The sequence below is a fragment of the Sulfidibacter corallicola genome (assembly GCF_017498545.1).
Taxonomy (GTDB): Bacteria; Acidobacteriota; Holophagae; order Acanthopleuribacterales; family Acanthopleuribacteraceae; genus Sulfidibacter; species Sulfidibacter corallicola.
Genome location: NZ_CP071793.1, coordinates 5,468,021 through 5,486,122, shown reverse-complemented (window position 1 = coordinate 5,486,122; position 18,102 = coordinate 5,468,021). Strand labels below are relative to the sequence as shown.

The 18,102-nt window shown below is 59.9% G+C and carries 14 protein-coding genes and 1 pseudogene; 2 read left to right on the top strand and 13 right to left on the bottom strand.

Features of this window, described 5'->3' with window-relative positions:
* Positions 1 to 43: 43 nt before the first annotated feature.
* The 9 genes and pseudogenes from J3U87_RS16580 to J3U87_RS16535 form a co-directional block, all read right to left on the bottom strand.
* The gene (locus tag J3U87_RS16580) at positions 44 to 817 is read right to left on the bottom strand and encodes a Nif3-like dinuclear metal center hexameric protein (protein WP_237384168.1); all 774 of its coding nucleotides are present in this window, start codon (positions 815 to 817) and stop codon (positions 44 to 46) included.
* Positions 814 to 2,205 carry an amidophosphoribosyltransferase gene (purF, locus tag J3U87_RS16575; protein ID WP_420038308.1) on the bottom strand — a complete coding sequence of 464 codons (1,392 nt, stop codon included), beginning with the start codon at positions 2,203 to 2,205 and terminating at the stop codon, positions 814 to 816. Before purF ends, J3U87_RS16580 begins: the two co-directional genes overlap by 4 nt.
* A gap of 6 nt (positions 2,206 to 2,211) precedes the next feature.
* Complete coding sequence (gene purL / locus J3U87_RS16570) at positions 2,212 to 4,431, bottom strand: phosphoribosylformylglycinamidine synthase subunit PurL (protein ID WP_237384166.1); 2,220 nt, start codon at positions 4,429 to 4,431, stop codon at positions 2,212 to 2,214.
* Positions 4,432 to 4,844: 413 nt separating this feature from the next.
* Entirely contained in the window at positions 4,845 to 5,822 is a 978-nt protein-coding gene (locus J3U87_RS16565) for a 3-oxoacyl-ACP synthase III family protein (protein ID WP_237384165.1), read from the bottom strand.
* A gap of 145 nt (positions 5,823 to 5,967) precedes the next feature.
* A complete protein-coding gene (gene rpoD / locus J3U87_RS35125) occupies positions 5,968 to 7,122 on the bottom strand; it encodes an RNA polymerase sigma factor RpoD (protein WP_420038307.1) in 1,155 nt (384 codons plus the stop codon).
* A 198-nt stretch (positions 7,123 to 7,320) separates the two neighbouring features.
* Positions 7,321 to 7,722: pseudogene (locus J3U87_RS35290) on the bottom strand (RNA polymerase sigma factor region1.1 domain-containing protein); the annotation flags it as partial.
* A gap of 778 nt (positions 7,723 to 8,500) precedes the next feature.
* Entirely contained in the window at positions 8,501 to 9,124 is a 624-nt protein-coding gene (locus J3U87_RS16545; RefSeq protein WP_237384164.1) for a Maf family protein, read from the bottom strand.
* Entirely contained in the window at positions 9,121 to 9,525 is a 405-nt protein-coding gene (locus J3U87_RS16540) for a 6-pyruvoyl trahydropterin synthase family protein (RefSeq protein ID WP_237384163.1), read from the bottom strand. Before J3U87_RS16540 ends, J3U87_RS16545 begins: the two co-directional genes overlap by 4 nt.
* Before the next feature lie 103 nt (positions 9,526 to 9,628).
* On the bottom strand, positions 9,629 to 10,378 hold the full coding sequence (locus J3U87_RS16535; RefSeq protein ID WP_237384162.1) for an SDR family NAD(P)-dependent oxidoreductase: 750 nt from the start codon (positions 10,376 to 10,378) through the stop codon (positions 9,629 to 9,631).
* A 385-nt stretch (positions 10,379 to 10,763) separates the two neighbouring features.
* Here J3U87_RS16535 and J3U87_RS16530 point away from each other — a divergent pair, with 385 nt between their 5' ends.
* Positions 10,764 to 11,378 carry an NTP transferase domain-containing protein gene (locus J3U87_RS16530; RefSeq protein ID WP_237384161.1) on the top strand — a complete coding sequence of 205 codons (615 nt, stop codon included), beginning with the start codon at positions 10,764 to 10,766 and terminating at the stop codon, positions 11,376 to 11,378.
* A 121-nt stretch (positions 11,379 to 11,499) separates the two neighbouring features.
* Here J3U87_RS16530 and J3U87_RS16525 read toward each other — a convergent pair whose 3' ends face one another.
* From J3U87_RS16525 to J3U87_RS16510, 4 genes are all read right to left on the bottom strand, one after another.
* The gene (locus J3U87_RS16525; protein ID WP_237384160.1) at positions 11,500 to 13,140 is read right to left on the bottom strand and encodes a glycosyltransferase family 4 protein; all 1,641 of its coding nucleotides are present in this window, start codon (positions 13,138 to 13,140) and stop codon (positions 11,500 to 11,502) included.
* A 215-nt stretch (positions 13,141 to 13,355) separates the two neighbouring features.
* Positions 13,356 to 14,402 carry a glycosyltransferase family 4 protein gene (locus J3U87_RS16520; RefSeq protein ID WP_237384159.1) on the bottom strand — a complete coding sequence of 349 codons (1,047 nt, stop codon included), beginning with the start codon at positions 14,400 to 14,402 and terminating at the stop codon, positions 13,356 to 13,358.
* A gap of 108 nt (positions 14,403 to 14,510) precedes the next feature.
* Positions 14,511 to 15,440 carry a glycosyltransferase family 2 protein gene (locus J3U87_RS16515; protein ID WP_237384158.1) on the bottom strand — a complete coding sequence of 310 codons (930 nt, stop codon included), beginning with the start codon at positions 15,438 to 15,440 and terminating at the stop codon, positions 14,511 to 14,513.
* An 89-nt stretch (positions 15,441 to 15,529) separates the two neighbouring features.
* A complete protein-coding gene (locus J3U87_RS16510; protein WP_237384157.1) occupies positions 15,530 to 16,399 on the bottom strand; it encodes a CheR family methyltransferase in 870 nt (289 codons plus the stop codon).
* A 371-nt stretch (positions 16,400 to 16,770) separates the two neighbouring features.
* On the opposite strand from J3U87_RS16510, the gene J3U87_RS16505 reads away from it, so the two are divergent.
* Positions 16,771 to 18,093: an NAD(P)/FAD-dependent oxidoreductase gene (locus tag J3U87_RS16505; RefSeq protein WP_237384156.1), complete on the top strand. Its 1,323-nt coding sequence runs from the start codon at positions 16,771 to 16,773 to the stop codon at positions 18,091 to 18,093.
* The last annotated feature ends 9 nt before the right edge of the window (positions 18,094 to 18,102 follow it).

Genomic DNA, 18,102 nt, shown 5'->3' with positions numbered 1-18,102 from the left:
GGGGCCTCGACCCCGGCCCGTGACGTTGCCGATCGAAGTGGCGTCACATCCCCGTAGGGCAATCGATGAACAGCGTTTCCAATTGAAACCGTTCCTCGATGTACCGCCGCAACGCATGCAGCCCGAAGACCTCGGTGTTGTAGTGGCCGCCCAGCGCGACCGTCACCCCGTTCTCCTTGGCGTAGTGGTAGATGGGGTGGTTGGCCTCGCCGCTGATGTAATAGTGGATACCGCCGATCTTGGCCTCGCGGACCAACGCGAAATCGGCGCCCTGCCCGGTGACACAAGCCACGCTGCGAACCTTCTCGGGACCGAAGGGCAGCAACTGGACCGATCCACCCAGAACCCGTTCCAGGCGCTCGGTGACCGCGTCGCGGGTCAATTGCCGGGGAAAGCGCGCCTGGAAGCCGATCGACACGCCCTTGTAGTCGCCGAACGGTTCCAAGGTCTCCGGGTCGACTTCCAACGCGCGCAGGAGTTCCACGTTGTGGCCGACCTCCCCATGGGCGTCCAGGGGAAGGTGTACCGCGTAGAGCGCCATGTCGGCGTCCATCAGGGTCTTGACGCGCTGGTAGTCGGGTCCGCGCAACGGGTATTGAAAGCCCCAATAGATGCCGTGATGAACGAGCAACATATCCGCGCCCCAAGCGGCGGCGGCCCGGAAGGTTTCCAGTACGCCGTCCACCGCGAACGCCACCCGCTTGATCCGCTTCTTGCCGGCCACCTGTAGCCCATTCACCGCGCCTTCCCGAAATTCGTTGACGCGCAAGTATTGGTTCAGGTGGCTGACCAGCCGGCCAAGATCGATTTCGCTCATACCGATGCCCCGGCCTGATGCGGAAAGGGAATCACGTAGTCCCCGGTGAAGCAGGCCTTGCAGTAGCTTTCGGGCGACGAATTGTTCAGGCAATCCAACATGCCCTGGATGGAAATGTACTCCAGCGAATCGGCCTCGATGTATTTGCGGATCTCGTCGATACTGTGGGAACTGGCGATCAGCTCACCGCGCGTGGGCGTATCGATGCCGTAATAGCACGGATGGGTCGTCGGCGGCGCGCTGATGCGCATGTGCACCTCGGTCGCACCGCAATTGCGCACCATCTTCACGATCTTGCGCGAGGTCGTGCCGCGCACCAACGAATCGTCAACCAACACGACCCGTTTCCCTTCGAAGAGGTGCCGAACCGGGTTGAGTTTGATCTTCACGCCGAAGTGACGGATGCTCTGCTTCGGCTCGATAAAGGTTCGACCCACGTAATGGTTGCGAATCAGCCCGAAAGCGAAGGGAATCCCACTGGCCCGGGCGTAACCCAAGGCGGCGGACACCCCGCTGTCGGGAACCGGAATCACGTAATCGGCCTCGAGCGGATTCTCTTCGGCCAGCTTGGCGCCCAGTTGTTCGCGATAGCGCTGCGTATGCTCGCCGAACATGAAGCCATCGGGGCGCGCGAAATAGATGTGCTCGAAAATGCACTGGCGAATCGGCTTTTCCTCGAAGGGTTTCATGCTGCGACGCATGCCGCGCCGGTTGACGACGACCATCTCGCCGGGCTCCAGCTCCCGCTGGAACTGGGCGTCGAGCAAATCGAAGGCGCAGGTCTCGGAAGCGAACACGGTCGATTCACCGAGAGTACCGAGCATCAGGGGCCGGAACCCGCGCGGATCGCGTACGGCGATGAGCTTGTCCTTGGTGTGGAACACGCAGGAATAGGCGCCTTCCACCTGATTCAACGCCTCGATGATGGCGTCTTCCAGCGTTTCCTGCTTGCTCTTGGCGATCAGGTGCAGCAGCACTTCGGAATCGCTGTCGGTGTTGAAGATGGAGCCGATTTTCTCCAATTTGCGGCGCATTTCCATGGCGTTGACCAGGTTGCCGTTGTGGGCGACCGCGATCTGGCCGTGCTGGCAGGTGATCAGAATCGGTTGGGCATTCTCGATGCGGTTGGAGCCGGCCGTCGAATAGCGCACGTGGCCGATGGCCGAGTCGCCGCGCAACCGCTGCAGTTTTTCTCGTGTAAATACGTCGGATACCAGGCCTTGCCCCTTGGAGCAGGTCAACACCCCGTCGCTTTCCGAAACGACGCCCGCGGCTTCCTGACCACGGTGTTGCAGGGCGTACAGGCCCAGATACGCCATGTTGGCAGCTTCGGGATGCGGTTTGATGCCGAAAATGCCACACTCGTCCTTGAATTTGTCCAACAAGATGCCCCCCTAGTTCAGTAGCTGTTCCAAACCGTTGCGCCAGAGATCGGCCAGCTCGGAAACAGGTTCCTCGATCACGGTTGTACCACGGATCTGCAGGCTCAGGCGGTCGCCGCCGGTCTCCCCCAATGGAGCACAGGGGATCCCGCGTTCGCCGGCCCAGTTGACCAGGGTTTCGCCCTGCTTGGCCTCGGTGGCGACGACGATCCGACTCGCCGATTCACCGAACAGCAGTGCGGCATGGCCGATCTCGCCGTCGAGTTCGACCGTCAAGCCCAACTCCTGTGCGAAACAGCACTTGGCGAGGGCCACGGCAAGTCCGCCGATGGAGCAGTCGCGCGCGACCTTGACCACACCTTTCGCGACGGCATCGCGCACGAAAGCCTGAAGTTTCGCTTCGAAGGCCAGATCCAGGGAGGGCAGCGCGCCGCTGACCTGCCCGTGTACGAGGGACAGATACTCGCTTCCGCCCAATTCCTCCCGGGTTTCGCCGAGCAGGAACACCTTGAGCCCGGCTTTGTGGAATCCATTGACCGCGTGATGGCGGCGATCCTTGAGCAGGCCGACCATGCCGACCGCGGGGGTGGGGAACACGGCTTTGCCGTTGGTTTCGTTGTACAAGCTGACGTTGCCGGAAACGACCGGCGTATCGAGCGCGCGACAGGCTTCGCCCATGCCGTCGATGGCGCGCTTGAACTGCCACATGATGTGGGGATTCTCGGGATTGCCGAAATTCAGGCAATCGGTGATGGCCAGCGGAAGCGCGCCCGTGCACGATATGTTGCGCGCGGCTTCGGTGACGGCGTGGGCAGTGCCCAAATGCGGGTCCAACTGGACGAATCGGGGATTGCAATCGGTGGTGACCGCGACGGCCTTGGTCGTGTCCTTGATGCGAACCAGGGCGGCTTCACCCTGGTCCGGTCCCAGAACCGTGTTGGTCTGGACCGTGTGATCGTACTGCCGGTAGAACCACTGCTTGGACGCGACGTTGGGACTCGCCAGCAGCTTGCGCAGCACCTCGGCGGGTTGGTCGACGTTGGCGTAGGGCGTGGTGTCGAATGCCCGGTACTCGGCGTACGCGGGCGGTTCGCTGTAGGGTCGATCGTACATCGGCGCCTGGTCGGCCAAGGGCCCGACCGGCATATCGGCCACGATGTCACCCTCGGGATTCTTGATGCGAACCCGGCCGGTATCCGTGACGACCCCGATGACCGCGGCCGAAAGGTCCCACTTGTCGAACACGCGCACGACCTCGTCCACGCGATCGGGATGACATACCAGCAGCATCCGCTCCTGGCTCTCGCTGAGCATGATTTCGTAGGCCGTCATGTGCTCTTCGCGCATGGGTACCTTCGAGAGGTCCAGGTCGACACCGGAGCCGGCGCGTCCGGCCATCTCGAAACTCGAGGAGGTGAGCCCCGCCGCACCCATGTCCTGAATGCCGATGACGGCACCGGTGGGGAACAATTCCATCAGCGCCTCGAGCAGGAGCTTTTCGGTGAACGGATCACCGACCTGAACGGTGGGTCGCTTCTGTTCGGATTCCTCGTTGAACTCCTCGGAAGCCATGGTGGCGCCGTGAATGCCGTCGCGTCCGGTCTTGGCGCCCACGTAGACGGCCACGTTGCCGACGCCGGAAGCTTCGCCCAGGAAGATCGCGTCCTTTTTGGCCAGGCCGACCGTCATGGCGTTGACCAGGATGTTGCCCTGAAAGGCCGGATCGAAAAAGACCTCGCCGCCAACCGTGGGAATCCCCATACAGTTGCCGTAGTCACCGATGCCCTTGGTCACGCCTTTGACCAGGTACTTCATGTGTGCCCGATCGGGCGCGCCGAAGCGGAGCGCGTTCATGTTGGCGACCGGTCGAGCACCCATGGTGAACACGTCGCGCAGAATGCCGCCGACGCCGGTGGCCGCACCTTGATAGGGCTCGATGAACGAAGGGTGGTTATGACTTTCCATTTTGAAGACGGCGCACAGGCCGTCGCCGAGGTCGACGGCACCCGCGTTCTCGCCGGGTCCGATGACGACCTGTTCGCCCGTGGTGGGCAGTCGTTTCAAATGGATCTTCGAACTCTTGTAGGAGCAGTGTTCGGACCACATGGCCGAGAAAATGCCCAGCTCGGTGAAGCTGGGGGTTCGCCCCAAAATGTCACATGCTTTGCGGAATTCCTCTTCCGTCAGGCCGTGTTCTTTGGCCAGGTCCAGTGTAACCACCGGTTCTTTCATGATCGCTCCCGTTCCCCTATGGTTGCCGCGTGTAAATTGTTGCGCAGGGCCGTTCCAGCCCAGGGAGCCGTGGTACTGACGCGCGGGGTTCGCACGATTTCCTCACAAGCCGCCTGCGACACCAAGCCCAACATTCTAACCTAAAGTGGGCGATTCGGGTGGATGCGATGTACCAAGATGTTGGAGCGAAATAGCTTGGGAAAAACAGAGGCGTACTTGGAAGGTACGTCGAGCATTTTCACATGCTGTTGCAGCCCAACACGTTGGTGGGGACGGCCTACCGGAGCGGGCCACCAAGAATGGCTCAATTTAGGTGGTAACCTAACACGCTTTGGTCACAACCGGCAGGGGTGCGTGGATCGCCGAAAGGAAAGAAAACCCACCCTGACAAAGGCCCAACGAGCCACGGCGGTTCACAGGCGCCAAGCGATTCCGATGCGGAGCATGCCGGCGCCGACCGCCGTCATCAGCAATCGATGGCCGGGATTCAAACGGCCGTCCTCCATAGACAGCGACAACGCGATGGGAATCGTTCCCGCGGAGCTGTTGCCGTAGTGCTCGATGGTGCGAACCGTCTTGGTTTCCGGCAGCGACAGGGTCTTGCGGACTTCCTCGATCATGCGCGCATTGGCCTGGTGAGGAACCCACCAGTCCACCTCGTCGCGGGACCATTCCGCTTTATCCAGGGCCGCGATGCCGACGCGGGCCATATCGCCGACCGCCTCGCGAAACAAGCCGCCACCGTTCTTCATGTCCATCAGGTGGCCTCCGCGGGCGAACGTTTCGGCGGCGAAAGGGCTGCGGCTACCGCCCTCGGCGATGTAGACCGAATCCCAGAGCGCGCCGTTCGACCCCGAACTGTAACCGCACAGGCCGGCCTGGCGTTCGACCGGGCCCAGCACCACGGCACCGGCGCCGTCGCTGAACAGACTGCCCGTGTTGGGGTCCTCGGGTCGAACCCGACGACTCAGGACGTTGGCACCGATGACCAGCACCTTGCCGCCCCGGGCCCGTACGTGACTCTCCCCCTGGCTCAGGCCGAACAGGAACCCGCAACAGGCCCCCGTCAGATCGAAGGCTCCGGCACGGTCGCAGCCCATGAGATGGGCGACGCGCGGCGCCGTCGGCGGCAGCAGGTGGTCCGGCGTGCTGGTGGCAAGAATGACCAGATCGATGTCGGCGGGATCGACGGCAGCCCGTTCGAGCGCGCGCAACCCGGCCGCCACGGCCAAATCGGAGGTGGCCTCTTCCGGCTCGACCCAAGGTCGCTGTTTGATGCCGGTCCGCCGCTCGATCCAGCCCTCGGGCAGGGACCAGCGTCGCTCCAACTCGGCATTGGTGACCATTCGGCGGGGCACCGCATGGCCGGCGCCCAATATCGTGATGTTCATAAGACGTGCGTTCCTGAAGATCGTGGGTTCCGCAACGGGTCCCTGGCGAGAACGCCGGCTTCCGCACGGCGGCCCGCGGGCCCATATGGAAAAGCCCCCGCACGAGCGGGGGCTTGAAAGAGATCATTCTAGCGTTTTCACGCGCTTAGCTGAACCGACTTCCTTCCAGAAACGCCTTCAACTTGCGGCTCCGCGATGGGTGACGCAGTTTCCGCAACGCTTTGGATTCGATTTGACGAATGCGCTCGCGCGTGACGGCGAACTTCTGGCCCACCTCTTCGAGGGTGTGTTCGCTCTCTTCGCCGACCCCGAAACGCAACCGCAACACTTTTTCTTCACGTGCAGTGAGTGACTCGAGAACGTCGGTGGTCTGTTCCTTCAGGTTGTTGGAGATCACGGCCTCCACCGGGGACACCACCTTGCTGTCTTCGATGAAATCGCCCAGATGCGAATCCTCTTCCTCGCCGATCGGCGTTTCCAGGGAAATCGGCTCCTGCGCGATCTTCATGATCTTGCGAACCTTGGACACGGGCATGTCCATCTTTTCGGCGATTTCCTCGGGAGTCGGTTCGTGACCGATCTCCTGGACCAACGCACGCGAGGTGCGGATCAGCTTGTTGATCGTTTCGATCATGTGCACCGGGATACGGATGGTGCGGGCCTGATCGGCAATGGCACGGGTGATCGCCTGGCGGATCCACCAAGTGGCGTAGGTGGAGAATTTGTAGCCGCGACGATATTCGAACTTGTCGACGGCCTTCATCAGGCCGATGTTGCCTTCCTGAATCAGGTCCAGGAACTGAAGACCGCGGTTGGTGTATTTCTTGGCGATCGAGACGACCAAACGGAGGTTGGCTTCGATCAACTGGCGCTTGGCTTCTTCGGTTTCGAACTCGCCCTTGCGCATCTTGGAATAATTGAGCTTGAAGCGCTCGACCGTGGCACCCAACTCACCTTCGATCAGAGCCAGAGCCATCATCGCATCCTGACGGTCCTTTTCCAGTTCGTCACGCTGGCTTTGGAAAGCGGGCTTCTCCATTTTGGAGGCGATGCGCTTCAACTTGTGTTCGTAGGTCATGATCGAATTGTAGTATCGCGCGGCCATTTCGATGAGATGACCCAGCTCTTTCTGGCTGAACGGAATCAGGCGAATCATCCGCGCGGTTTCGATGCGCTTGCGTACCACGATGCGCGCCTGGTGGCGGTAGCCGTCGCTCTTCTGGTCCTTCATACCGGATAGCTTGACTTCTTCCGCAGCGACTTCGCTTTCACTGTCTTCGAGCTTGGAAAACAGCTCCATCATCAGTTTGCGGGTCTTGCCGCTGTCCTCGTCTTCCTGCTCCGGAATATCGACCGTGCCTTTCAGGTCCTCGGGTGCGCTCTGGAGCTTGCGCGCCATGTCGAGAATTTCGGGCACCAGAAAGCGAAACCGGGACAAGGCCTTGAAAGTAATCTTTTTACCGCGCTCGATCTTCTTGGAGAGGAATACCTCTTTTTCCCGAGTCAACAGGGGAACGTTGCCCATTTCCTTCAGGTACATTCGAACCGGGTCGTTGGTACGCTCCAAAGCGCTGGGCGACAAATCGATCTCGAAACCCGATTCGTCGCGCTTGTTCTCACCGCTGATGTCGAACATTTCGTCGGGGCGAGATTGCAATTGGTTCGAGTTGGACTTGCGGTTTTCACCGCCCTCTTCATTGATACTGAGCTTTCCGGCGTCGTCGATGAGCTCGACACCGAGGTTGGCCATGGCCTGGAACAGGTCGTCCAGCTCTTCCGGGGTGGCCATGTCGTCCGGCAAAGACTCGTTTATTTCATCATAAGTGAGATAACCTTTTTCTTTGCCGACCTCCAAAAGGTCATTAAATTCTTTGGGCAAATCTTCTTTCAAAATGTTCACCTCGCCATTAAGCGCATACTGACTTCGACCGAGCCAGACACTAACTAAGCCGCGGAACGCTCGGGTTCGCGGGGGTTGGGGAAATCCCCATGGCCATCCTTGGTGAGGAATGGATATAGCTTGAATTCATGTAGGGAATCCACGAAAGGTATTGGGTCTTTTCTCTGGAAAATGGAAACAAATGGGTCTCTTTTCTAACCTGACGGGATGTGAGTATCGGGTAGGGTGCTGGCCGTGTAAAAAAAACATCAGGATTAAGCGCGCCTTTAACTTTTGGGACTCTATCGGCTGGTTGAAAAGAGAACTCAAATCTCCCATTGGGATTTCATGAAATCAGTTACTCTGGGAACCAAGTCTGCTTGCACTCAAGCCGGGGTATCGCTCTGAATTAGGCTAGCCGTTTCACAAAAAAGGAAATCGCATCAGAGAACGAGTGACTCCCGCATCATACACCATCTTAGTGTGACGCATCGGATTTGACAAGTGGAGGAGAGCCTCGATCGTGAGGAAAGGGCGAAAATTCACCCGGTTGACATCCAAAAACACGAGAATACCTGGTAGGAGAACGCGGGTTCACTCGGGTTATCAATGCCTGCCTCCCGCTATGGCCTCAACAAGAGAAGCCATCAAACCATTCCAACGACATCGACTGGAGACCGATGTTCACCGCGATGCGTCGGAAATGCCTCGAACTGCTTTTCTTCCACATAACCTGGTTCTTCCTTCGGTCACGGGGTGACTTTTCATTAGATATTTCTTGACTTTCTCACCAACCTTTTCATAGGGGTTCGTCAAAGTATCCGAGATCCCGCAATTCCCCCACCAGGCCCAAAAGCGGCAGGCCCACAATGGCGTTGGTATCCGAGGTTTCCACGCACTTCATCAACTGAATCCCGCGTGATTCGAATTTGTAACCGCCAACGCAATCCTGACTGGCGTCGGCCTTCACCAACCGGTACAGCACGGACCCGTCGAGATCGTCGTAGAAGGTGATCGCGGAGGAAACCATCAGATGCCTGGCACGGTCGTTTTCGCCGACCCGCGTATTCAGCAGGCAAACCGCGGTATGCAGGAAGTGGGTCTTGCCACCCAACCGCATGAGCTGGGCCACCGCGCGTTCGGTGGTCAGGGGTTTCTGGAAGATCTCGGAACCCAGGGCCAGAACCTGGTCGGCACCGATGATGAGGTGGTCGGGAAAGGCCTCGACCAGGGAGCGCGCCTTGCCTTCGGCCAGCTCCCGCGCCACGTGCTCCGGCGCGCGACCCGGCGGGATGATCTCCTCGTAGTCCGGAGAACAGGAGGTGAACGGCAATCCGAGCCGCTCGAACAGCGCGATCTTGTAACTGCTGCCGGTCGCCAGAACGATACAGGGCAACGACCGGTTTTCCATTCCTTCTTTCATGCGTACCACTCCGCAAATAGATCATCGGTTTCGGCGATTCGGAGCCGCGCCAACCGAACCGGCGCGAATCGCGGAACCAGGCGCTCGGCGAAATAGAGGGCGAGCGTCTCGGTACTGGGCTGATGGGACTCGAAAAAGGGATCCACCCGATTGAGGTGTTGGTTGTGGAAACGGGCCACCACTTCCGCTTCGAGAATTTCGTCCACTTGTACGAGGTCGACGATCATACCGGTTCCCGGCTCCATCGGTCCGGTCAACCAAAGCGTCAAGGTCCACAGGTGCTCGTGCGGTTCGGCCGCGGGGCCGAATCGCCGGCGGTTCTCGGCCAGGGTCAGCTCGGGCAGGCGATAGTGGTGGACGGCCCGAAATTGAACACTGCGACAAAAATAGACGGTGGACACATCGAGACTCCTGAACGGGATTTCCGGAAGGGCGTCGTGCGCCGTGCATCCGGGAGTAATGGAGCCCGCCCGGTCGGGCGTTTGGCAGAACGAGCGAGCAGGGCTAGACCAGACTGATGCCGCCATCCACGTAGAACAGCGAACCGGTCACCCAACCCGTCCGATCCGACAACAGGAAGTGGATCATCGAGGCCACTTCCTCCGCCTCACCGACCCGGCCGATGGGGTGCATCGGCCCAAGTTGCGCCATTTTTTCTTCCCGAGGCGGATCGTTCGGAGTCTGCGGCTCGTGGATCGGGGTGTTGACCACGCCCGGCAACACGGCGTTGACGCGGATCCCGTCCTCGGCCAGCTCCAGCGCGTAACTCTTGGCCAGGCTGTTCAGCGCGGCCTTGGTGGCGGCGTAGGCACCGGTACCCGCAATCGGACGGGTGGCCAGGGTCGAGGACACCATCACGATCGATTTCCCGGTCCCCTTCTTCAGCATACCCAGGCATCCGTTCACCAACAAAACAGGGCCGATGGCGTTGGTTCGGAAATACTGATCCAGCTCGCAGGAGCTCATTTTGGAAAGGTTGATAAAACCGTATTTGGCGGCGTTGACGACCAATCCATCCAGGGTCCCGTCGCAACGCGCGGACACCTCGGCGATCAGGCGTTCGATGTCGGACTCGAGCGACATGTCGGCGACATAGGCATGAGCGGCATCGCCCAAGGCGGCGCAGGCATGCTCGAGGCGCCGCTCGTCGCGTCCGACAAGATGGACCTGAACGCCCTCGGCGACCAGCAGCCGTGCCAGAGCCAAACCAATCCCCGAACTTCCCCCCGAAATCAAGACGTGGTTCCCCTTCATGGTGTCTCCCTTCTCCCGTAATCGAACATCTCTCCCTGGCGAAGTGATCCCGAGATTCGGTGCCCGTCCCCGACCCCCGTCGGGTCGTGGATGGCTGTGGTCGGTGTTCCGTGTCCGACGTCCGCGGTCACGCCGCGGTGGGCACCAAAAATCGAACGATTCGCTGCGGTCCAAGGCCGAAAAGCATAACACGCCCTGAAGCTTGGATGAACTGTTCCGGTCACGTTGACCCGGAGGCCCACACGACCGAATGACTAACCCCATAACCCGGGTGCCGGCCGCTGCGGGTCACCCCGTCGCGGCGGTGCAGGCCGGCACGCTTGGGGTTTCGGACCGGATCCGCTAGATTGGGCGGTGAAAGGCTCTTTCACTAGGAGGTTTACACGTGAACGATCGGCATTCGCCTTGGATCGGCGCCGTGTTCATCGGCGGTGCGTCGCGCCGCATGGGTGTAGCCAAGTGCCTGCTCGAACGGCAGGGACGCCCGCTCGCCCTCTACCTCGGGGACCAGGTCGCGGCTGTACTGGATGCGCCCGCGGTATTTGTCGGCGAGGCCCCCAGCGACGGTGACGCCTTCGCCAACCTTCGATGTATCGCCGATCGCGAGGCCCGCGGAGGCCCCCTTTCGGGATTGCTGGGCTTGATGGACGCCCACGACGCGGCCGGGTACCTGGTACTGGCCACCGATCTGTACGCGATGAATGGATCCGCACTGGATTGGCTTTGCGACCAGGTTCACCAGAGACCCCGCCCCGAAACGGCGGTCTGGCCCCGCTTCCCCGAGCGCGACCTGGGAGAACCGCTGGCCGCCTTCTACCCTCGCGCGGTCAAACCGTTTTTGGAGCGGGCCTGGCAACAGGGAAAACGATCGCTCATACGGTCGTTACCGCCGTCGGAGCGGTTTGAACCGGTAATACCCGACCACTTGATGTGGGCCTTTCGCGGTGTCAACACGCCCGAGGAACTGGAACGCATGCGCGATACACTCGCCGATTCGTGAAACTGTCACAGCCACGAGTGACACGCCACCCGAAAACCGAGGGCACCACAGGTCTCGACGGCCCCGCACACACCGCTCGTGAGATGCGGGGACCCCGGCTCTCGCCCTTCGGCGAAGCAGCTCAAAGCAGCGTGCTGAACACCACGAACACGAGGCTCGACAAAATGACCGAAGCGGTCGAGTGCTCCTTGCGGAAGCTGGTCAACGCGATGATCTTGAAACTCAGGAAAAGGAAGAATGTGCGCAAAGTGTGGTGAACCAGATTGTACTGGCTGCGGAATTCCTCGGGCACGATGGCGATGGAGATCAACACCAGGAACACGAAGAACTCGAGCGGCGTGCTCAGCACGATTTCGGGCGTCTTCTTGAAAATGATCTTTCCGAAAACGCCGGTCACCATGAACCAAAAGGCGATGGTCTCGAGGGTCGCCATGTTGACCCCCAACAGCCGGCGATCGGCTTCGATCGTGTGGCTGATAACCAGGGCGATCGCGGCGGCCAGAAAAAAGAGGCTGAACAGCATGTAACTGCGTCCGTTCTCGCCGCCGGTCGCCGCGAGAAACAAAAGCAGCACCACCGTGGTGGAAGCGATGAACAGCAGGTTGGTCGGCACCAGCGGCAGGGACACCAGAAAACAGATCGAGTAGATGGTGGTGCCGATCAGCAACATGCGCAGCGAGGCCTTGGAAAGGAACGATTGAGATTCGAACGAGAACCAATGGTCCAGCTTGTTGAAGAGGCGGGTGGTCAGGTGGGAAAAATTCACGGCGCCCGAAACCTGGGCGAACAGGGCGATCACCCCCATCAGGACCATCGGCAACAGCAGGTAGCGCAGCTTGCTGGAAAGCGCCAGGGCCACGGCACAGGCACTCAGCGCGGTCGAAAGCCCGTAGATCACGCTGACCGTTTGCGAGTGGTTCATGCCGGTCTTGAGCAGGGTATGGTGAAAGTGCTTCTTATCGGCACTGAACGGGCTACGTCCCTCGTACAGCCGCCGAATGATGGCCCACAGGGTGTCGGCGATGGGAATGAGCAGCACCAGGACCGGCGTGATCAGGGTAATGGTGGTCAGCGACTTGAAATTGCCGGCAATGGAAAGGGTGCCCAGGGAATAGCCGAGAAAAAGGGAACCGGTATCGCCCATGAAGATTTCGGCGGGATGGGTGTTGTATTTCAAAAAACCCAGAATGCACCCGGCCAGCACGAGGCAGAGTGAAAACACGAAATAATCTTCGCGGTAATAGGCCAGGAACCCGAAACTGGAAAAGGCGATCAACGAGATGCCGCCGGCCAGGCCATCCAACCCGTCGCTGAGGTTGATGGCGTTCGTGATCCCCACGATCCACAACAGCGTCAACGGCCAGGAGAGCATGCCGAGATCGAAATTCGAACCGAGAACCCCGCCGAGCACGTTGATGTTGACCCCGCTCATGACCATGGCGGCCATGGCGGCCACCACCTGGCCCAAGAGTTTGAGCTTGGGTTCCAGCCCGATACTGTCGTCGATGATGCCGATCAGCACCACTACGACCATTCCGATCAGGATGCCGCGGTATTCTTGACTTTGGTTGAGGTACACGAAGTAAGTGAGGATGAAGCCGAAAAAAATGGCCAGGCCGCCCATGCGGGGCACGAGACCGCTATGGACCTTGCGTTCGCAGGGCTCGTCAATGGCCCCCGTCACATGAGCCAATTTTTTGATAGGCGGGACCAATAACAGCGTGGTTACCAATGAGGTAATAAATAGAAGAAAGTAATTCACTTTTCCTCCGGCAAATGCGCAAAACCCAATCCATACCGCAGGTTTCACGTCCCGAAACAAACTGGTAATTATACATAAGCCGACGCGTACAACCCAGGGAAACAAACCCCTGTAGACCAATTCCCGTGGCGAAAATCACATCGCACACGTCAGCCTGCTGGAAGCACCTCCGACAGCAATTTAGCTGCCAGGTGTCCAGGACTCGATACGGTCGTTCAGCCTTGGCCCCGGACCGTTTCCTCGAGAAAGGAAATCAGCTTGGGACCCTGGGCCTGAACGGTCAAATGCTCCTGCGCGTAGGCCCGTCCGGCCAACCCGCACTGACGACGCCGAACCCCGTCGGAAAGCAGGGTTCCCAGGTGGGTCACCCAGGCTTCCTCGTCGCCGGCGAGGTAGCCGCCGCCCGAACCTTCGATCAGTTGGGTGTTGACGCCGACGGGGGATGCCACGGCGGGGACGCCGGCGGCCATGTACTGAATCAGCTTCAAGCCGCACTTGCCCTCGGCCCACGGTGTCGGATCCAATGGCATAACCCCGATATCGAAGCGTTCGATAAAACTAACTTCGGCAGCTTCGCTCCAGGAACTACAGGTGATATCCAATTCCGGGTCGGAGGACTCGGCACCCACGATGTGCAGCCTCAGGGGCATCTCCGCCGCCAGACGGCGCAGCGCGGGATAGAGGTTTTCGAGGAAGAACAGGGTGCTCGGCGATCCGATCCAGCCGATGGTGCAGCCCTCGAGCGGGGCCTCGGCGGCGGCGTACTTGGGCCAATCGACGACCGTCGGTATCTGGATGATGCGCTCATTGACCTGGCGACAGTAGTTCTCCAACCAGGGATTGCCGCAGACGATGCCCGCCGCTCCCCGCAAGACGGAGAGGAATTTGCGCTCGAGAAACGGCTTCCCCTTGTAGCGCAGCCACACGGCATCGTCGAAATCGTAGATGCGACGAGGCGGCAACAGGGCGTGCAGCGCGCGTTCGAAGGGGGCGGGAATCAGGGGCAGCAATTCGCCCTCCATCCAGACCAGGTCGAAACGGCGCGCCCGAAGGCAGGCTCCCAAACGGGCCAGGTAGCGACCCATCACGTACAGCGGGTTGGGTCGTTTGCCGGAATAAATGGTTTCGAGATAGTGGGTTGTGAAGAAGGGTCGAATTTCGAAGTGGTGTCCCGCCGCGGTCAATTGGGGTAGGTACTGAAGAAAACGGTAGCGGGAGCTGGGACCCTTGGTCGGATAACGGGTCAGAATCAGAATATTCAATGGAGAAAGCCTCACAAATGACGGTGGGCGGAGCGAAGGGAAAGGGAGAGACGCAACCGGTCGGCCTCGTGACACGAGACAACCGAAACCGCGATCGGTTGAACGCTTCTAAAAGTCGGCCGGCCTGAACAGGACCACGTCCCACCACGCCAACCAATAGGCTTTGAAGGTCGTCAGAGGTTGCTGCCTGCGGGCCAAGGCATAGGCCACATGTGTCGCCGAATCCAGAGACAAAATCAGGGTCAACGGCAACCAGGTCCAACCGCCGTGGTTTTTCCGGTAATAGTGACGCATGGAGCGCATGATTCGACGAATCGTTTGCACCTTGACCTTGGCGGCGCTGGCCCCGCCCTCGTGATAGACCTCGGCCCCGGCCTCGAAGAACACGCGAAACCCGGCTCGCTTGGCTCTCAAACAGTAGTCGACTTCCTCGTAGTACATGAAGAAGGAAGTGTCCAAGCCGCCGATGTTCCGGACGAGACTGTCGCGAATCACAAAAAAGGAGCCCATGATCTGGTCCACGTCGCGCGAATGGCCGTGATCGAAATCGCCCATCTTGTAGGCGTTCCACCAGGGATGGCGCGGAAAGAGGCGGTTGATGCCGAGGGCTTCGCGGAACTGAAAGGCCAGCGAGGGAAATCGACGACAGCCGGGCTGGACCTGACCGTCGGGACCGATGGTTCGCGGGCCCAGGACCCCGATGTCCGGATCCCGTTCCATGCGTTCTTCGATGCGCTCCAAGCAGCCAGGATGGAGACGAACGTCACTGTTGACCAACACGTGGTAGCGGCCGCGACTGAGTTCGAACAACGGCGCGTGACCCTTGGCGAACCCGAGGTTACCGGGATTCCTGACCAGGGTGACTTCCGGGTAGGAGCCTTCGACCATCTCGGCGGATCCGTCCGAACTGGCGTTGTCGGCCACCAGGATTTGGATGTCGTAATGCGCGCCGTGGGCCCGGATCGAATCCAGGCATTGCCGCAGCAGGTCCCTGGTGTTCCAGTTCACGATGGCGAAAGTGAAGGTCGGTGTCGTCACGCAAGCAGGCTCCCGCTCCCAATTGGGCCCCGCATTCTAGCATGGGCCCACCCGGAAGCACGCCAATCTTCGATTCGGGAGAATCGGGCTCAACTCGCGCGCCGGTAGTAAAAATGGCCTTTGTAGTCTTGGCGCTGGAAACGCTTGGTCACGTTGCACAACGACTCGGATGCGCCGATGATCAGCACACCGCCGCGCGGCAGGACTTCGGCCAGGCGATCGAAAAAGCGCCGGCGCACCTCGATATTGAAATAGATGGCCACGTTGCGACAGAACACCACATCGAAGCAGCCGAGATGGGGTTCGACGTCCATCAGGTTCAGGTGCTGGAACTGGACCATGGTGCGCAGATCCTCGTTCACGTGCCAGGTGCCGCCGATTTCGGTAAAGTAGCGACTCACCTCGTCGGGACGAATGTGCGAACCCAATTGGTGGTAGCTGCCGAGCATGGCCGTTTGCAGCGTTTTTTCGGCGATGTCCGAGGCCAGGATGTGGGGTCGAAAATGCCTGCCGCCCTCCAAGGCGCGCTTGAAGGTCATCGCGATCGAGAAGGGCTCCTCCCCGGTCGAACAGGCCGCGCTCCAAACCTGCAGATCGCGTTTGCCCTCCGCGATGAACCGGTCCACCAGGTCGCCCAGCAGTTCGAAGGCCCACCGATCGCGAAAAAAACTGGTTTCGTGGGTGGTCATGACCTCGATGATCGAACTGACCAGCGCGGTACTCTTGTCCGCCAGCGCCTTTTGATAGAGGTGATCCAGGTCACGACAACCGAAATCCTGTAAAAGCGGAAGCAGTCGGTTCTCGAACAGGTAGGCCTTGCCCTCGCAAATGAACACACCGGTGCGCTCGCTGATGAACTTTTGCCAACGTAGAAAGGCCTCTTTGCCCAGCGAGGGTTTCTGGCGAGCGGGCAACGCCGCCGCCCTTTTCCGCGAAGGAAGATTCGAAAAATGGCTCATGCGATTTCCATTTCGTGAGGGACGGGAATTTTCAGTTTTTTCGATAAATGCAAATTCATTATGCGCGCCCGAGATAAAATAGGCTACACCTTTTCTCGCATTGCCAATCCCGATCCCACGGGTCGCCCCCGATTTCCCGAAGTGGAATGAAGCCTACGGCATCCGCGTTCCCCATCTGACCCGAAGGATCGCCTTCCGAACGCGTGCATTCGACCCGCGTATCGAATGGCAAGATCCGTCGAGCGGCGTTTCGAACCGATACGTCCAGGGAAGAAACGTCCGCTCCCGACTATCCAGATTCACCCAAAAACGAGATCCACGTCGACGGGCGATACGGGTGAAGAAAAGCAAACCGAGCAGGAGCCGTTTCCATGGGTGGAATTGTAATCATCGGCAATGGGATCGCGGGCACCACGGTCGCCCGTCACGTGCGCAAGCAGAGTGATCGGCCCGTGACGATGATCTCGTCGGAGTCCCGGCATTTTTATTCGCGGCCGGCGCTCATGTACGTCTATATGGGCCACATGAAACTCGATCATCTCAAGCCTTACGAGGACTGGTTCTGGCGCAAGAACGACATCGAACTGGTATTCGACTACGTGCGCCGCATCGACCCCGAAGAGAAACGGCTGTTTCTGGCCAACAGTCCCCCGATCGCCTACGATAAGCTGGTCATCGCCACCGGTTCCAAATCAAATTACTTCGGTTGGCCCGGGCAGCACCTGGCCGGCGTGCAGGGACTCTACAACCTCCAGGACCTGGAACTCATGGAGCGCAACACCCGCGACATCCGAAGCGGCGTCATCGTCGGCGGCGGCCTGATCGGGGTCGAGATGGCCGAGATGCTGCGCACCCGCCACATCGACGTGACCTTTCTCGTCCGCGAAGATCGGTACTGGGGCAACATCTTGCGCAGCGAGGAGGGCGCCTTCATCGGGCGCCACCTGAAACAACACCACGTGGATTTACGCCTGGAAACCGAGTTGAAGGAAATCCTCGGCGACGCATCGGGACGGGTCCGCGCGGTGGTGACCCATCGGGGCGAAGAGATTCCCTGCCAGTTCGTGGGGTTGACCGCCGGGGTCAGCCCGAACCTGGACCTGGTCCGCGACTCGACGATCGACACGGGACGCGGCGTCCGGGTCAACACCTTCCTGGAAACCAGCGCTCCGGACATCTACGCTTGCGGCGACTGCGCCGAGATTTGCGAGCGCGAAGGCGAACGGGGGCGCGTCGAGCCGCTCTGGTACACCGGCAAGATGCAGGCGGAAACCCTGGCCAAAACGCTGTGCGGACATCGAACCGCCTACGATCGCGGGGTTTGGTTCAACTCGGCGAAATTCTTCGACATCGAATACCAGACCTACGGGATGGTGAGTCCGGAACCGCAGGACCACGAGGACACGCTCTACTGGGAAAGTCCTTCCGGCGGCCAGTGTTTCAGATTGGTCTATCACAAGGATTCCGGAGTGGTCACCGGTATGAACAGTTTCGGCATCCGCTACCGGCACCGCACCTTCGAACGGTGGATGAAGCGCGGTGCGACCGTCGAAGAGGTCCTGACCAACCTCGACGAAGCCAATTTCGATCCGGAATTCTTCAAACGATTCGAACAGAGCATCGTGGACGCCTACAACAAAACGGCGGCACGACCGGTTCGGCTCCGTCGCAAAAAGCTGTTGGGCCTGTTCTGAGCGCCTCAT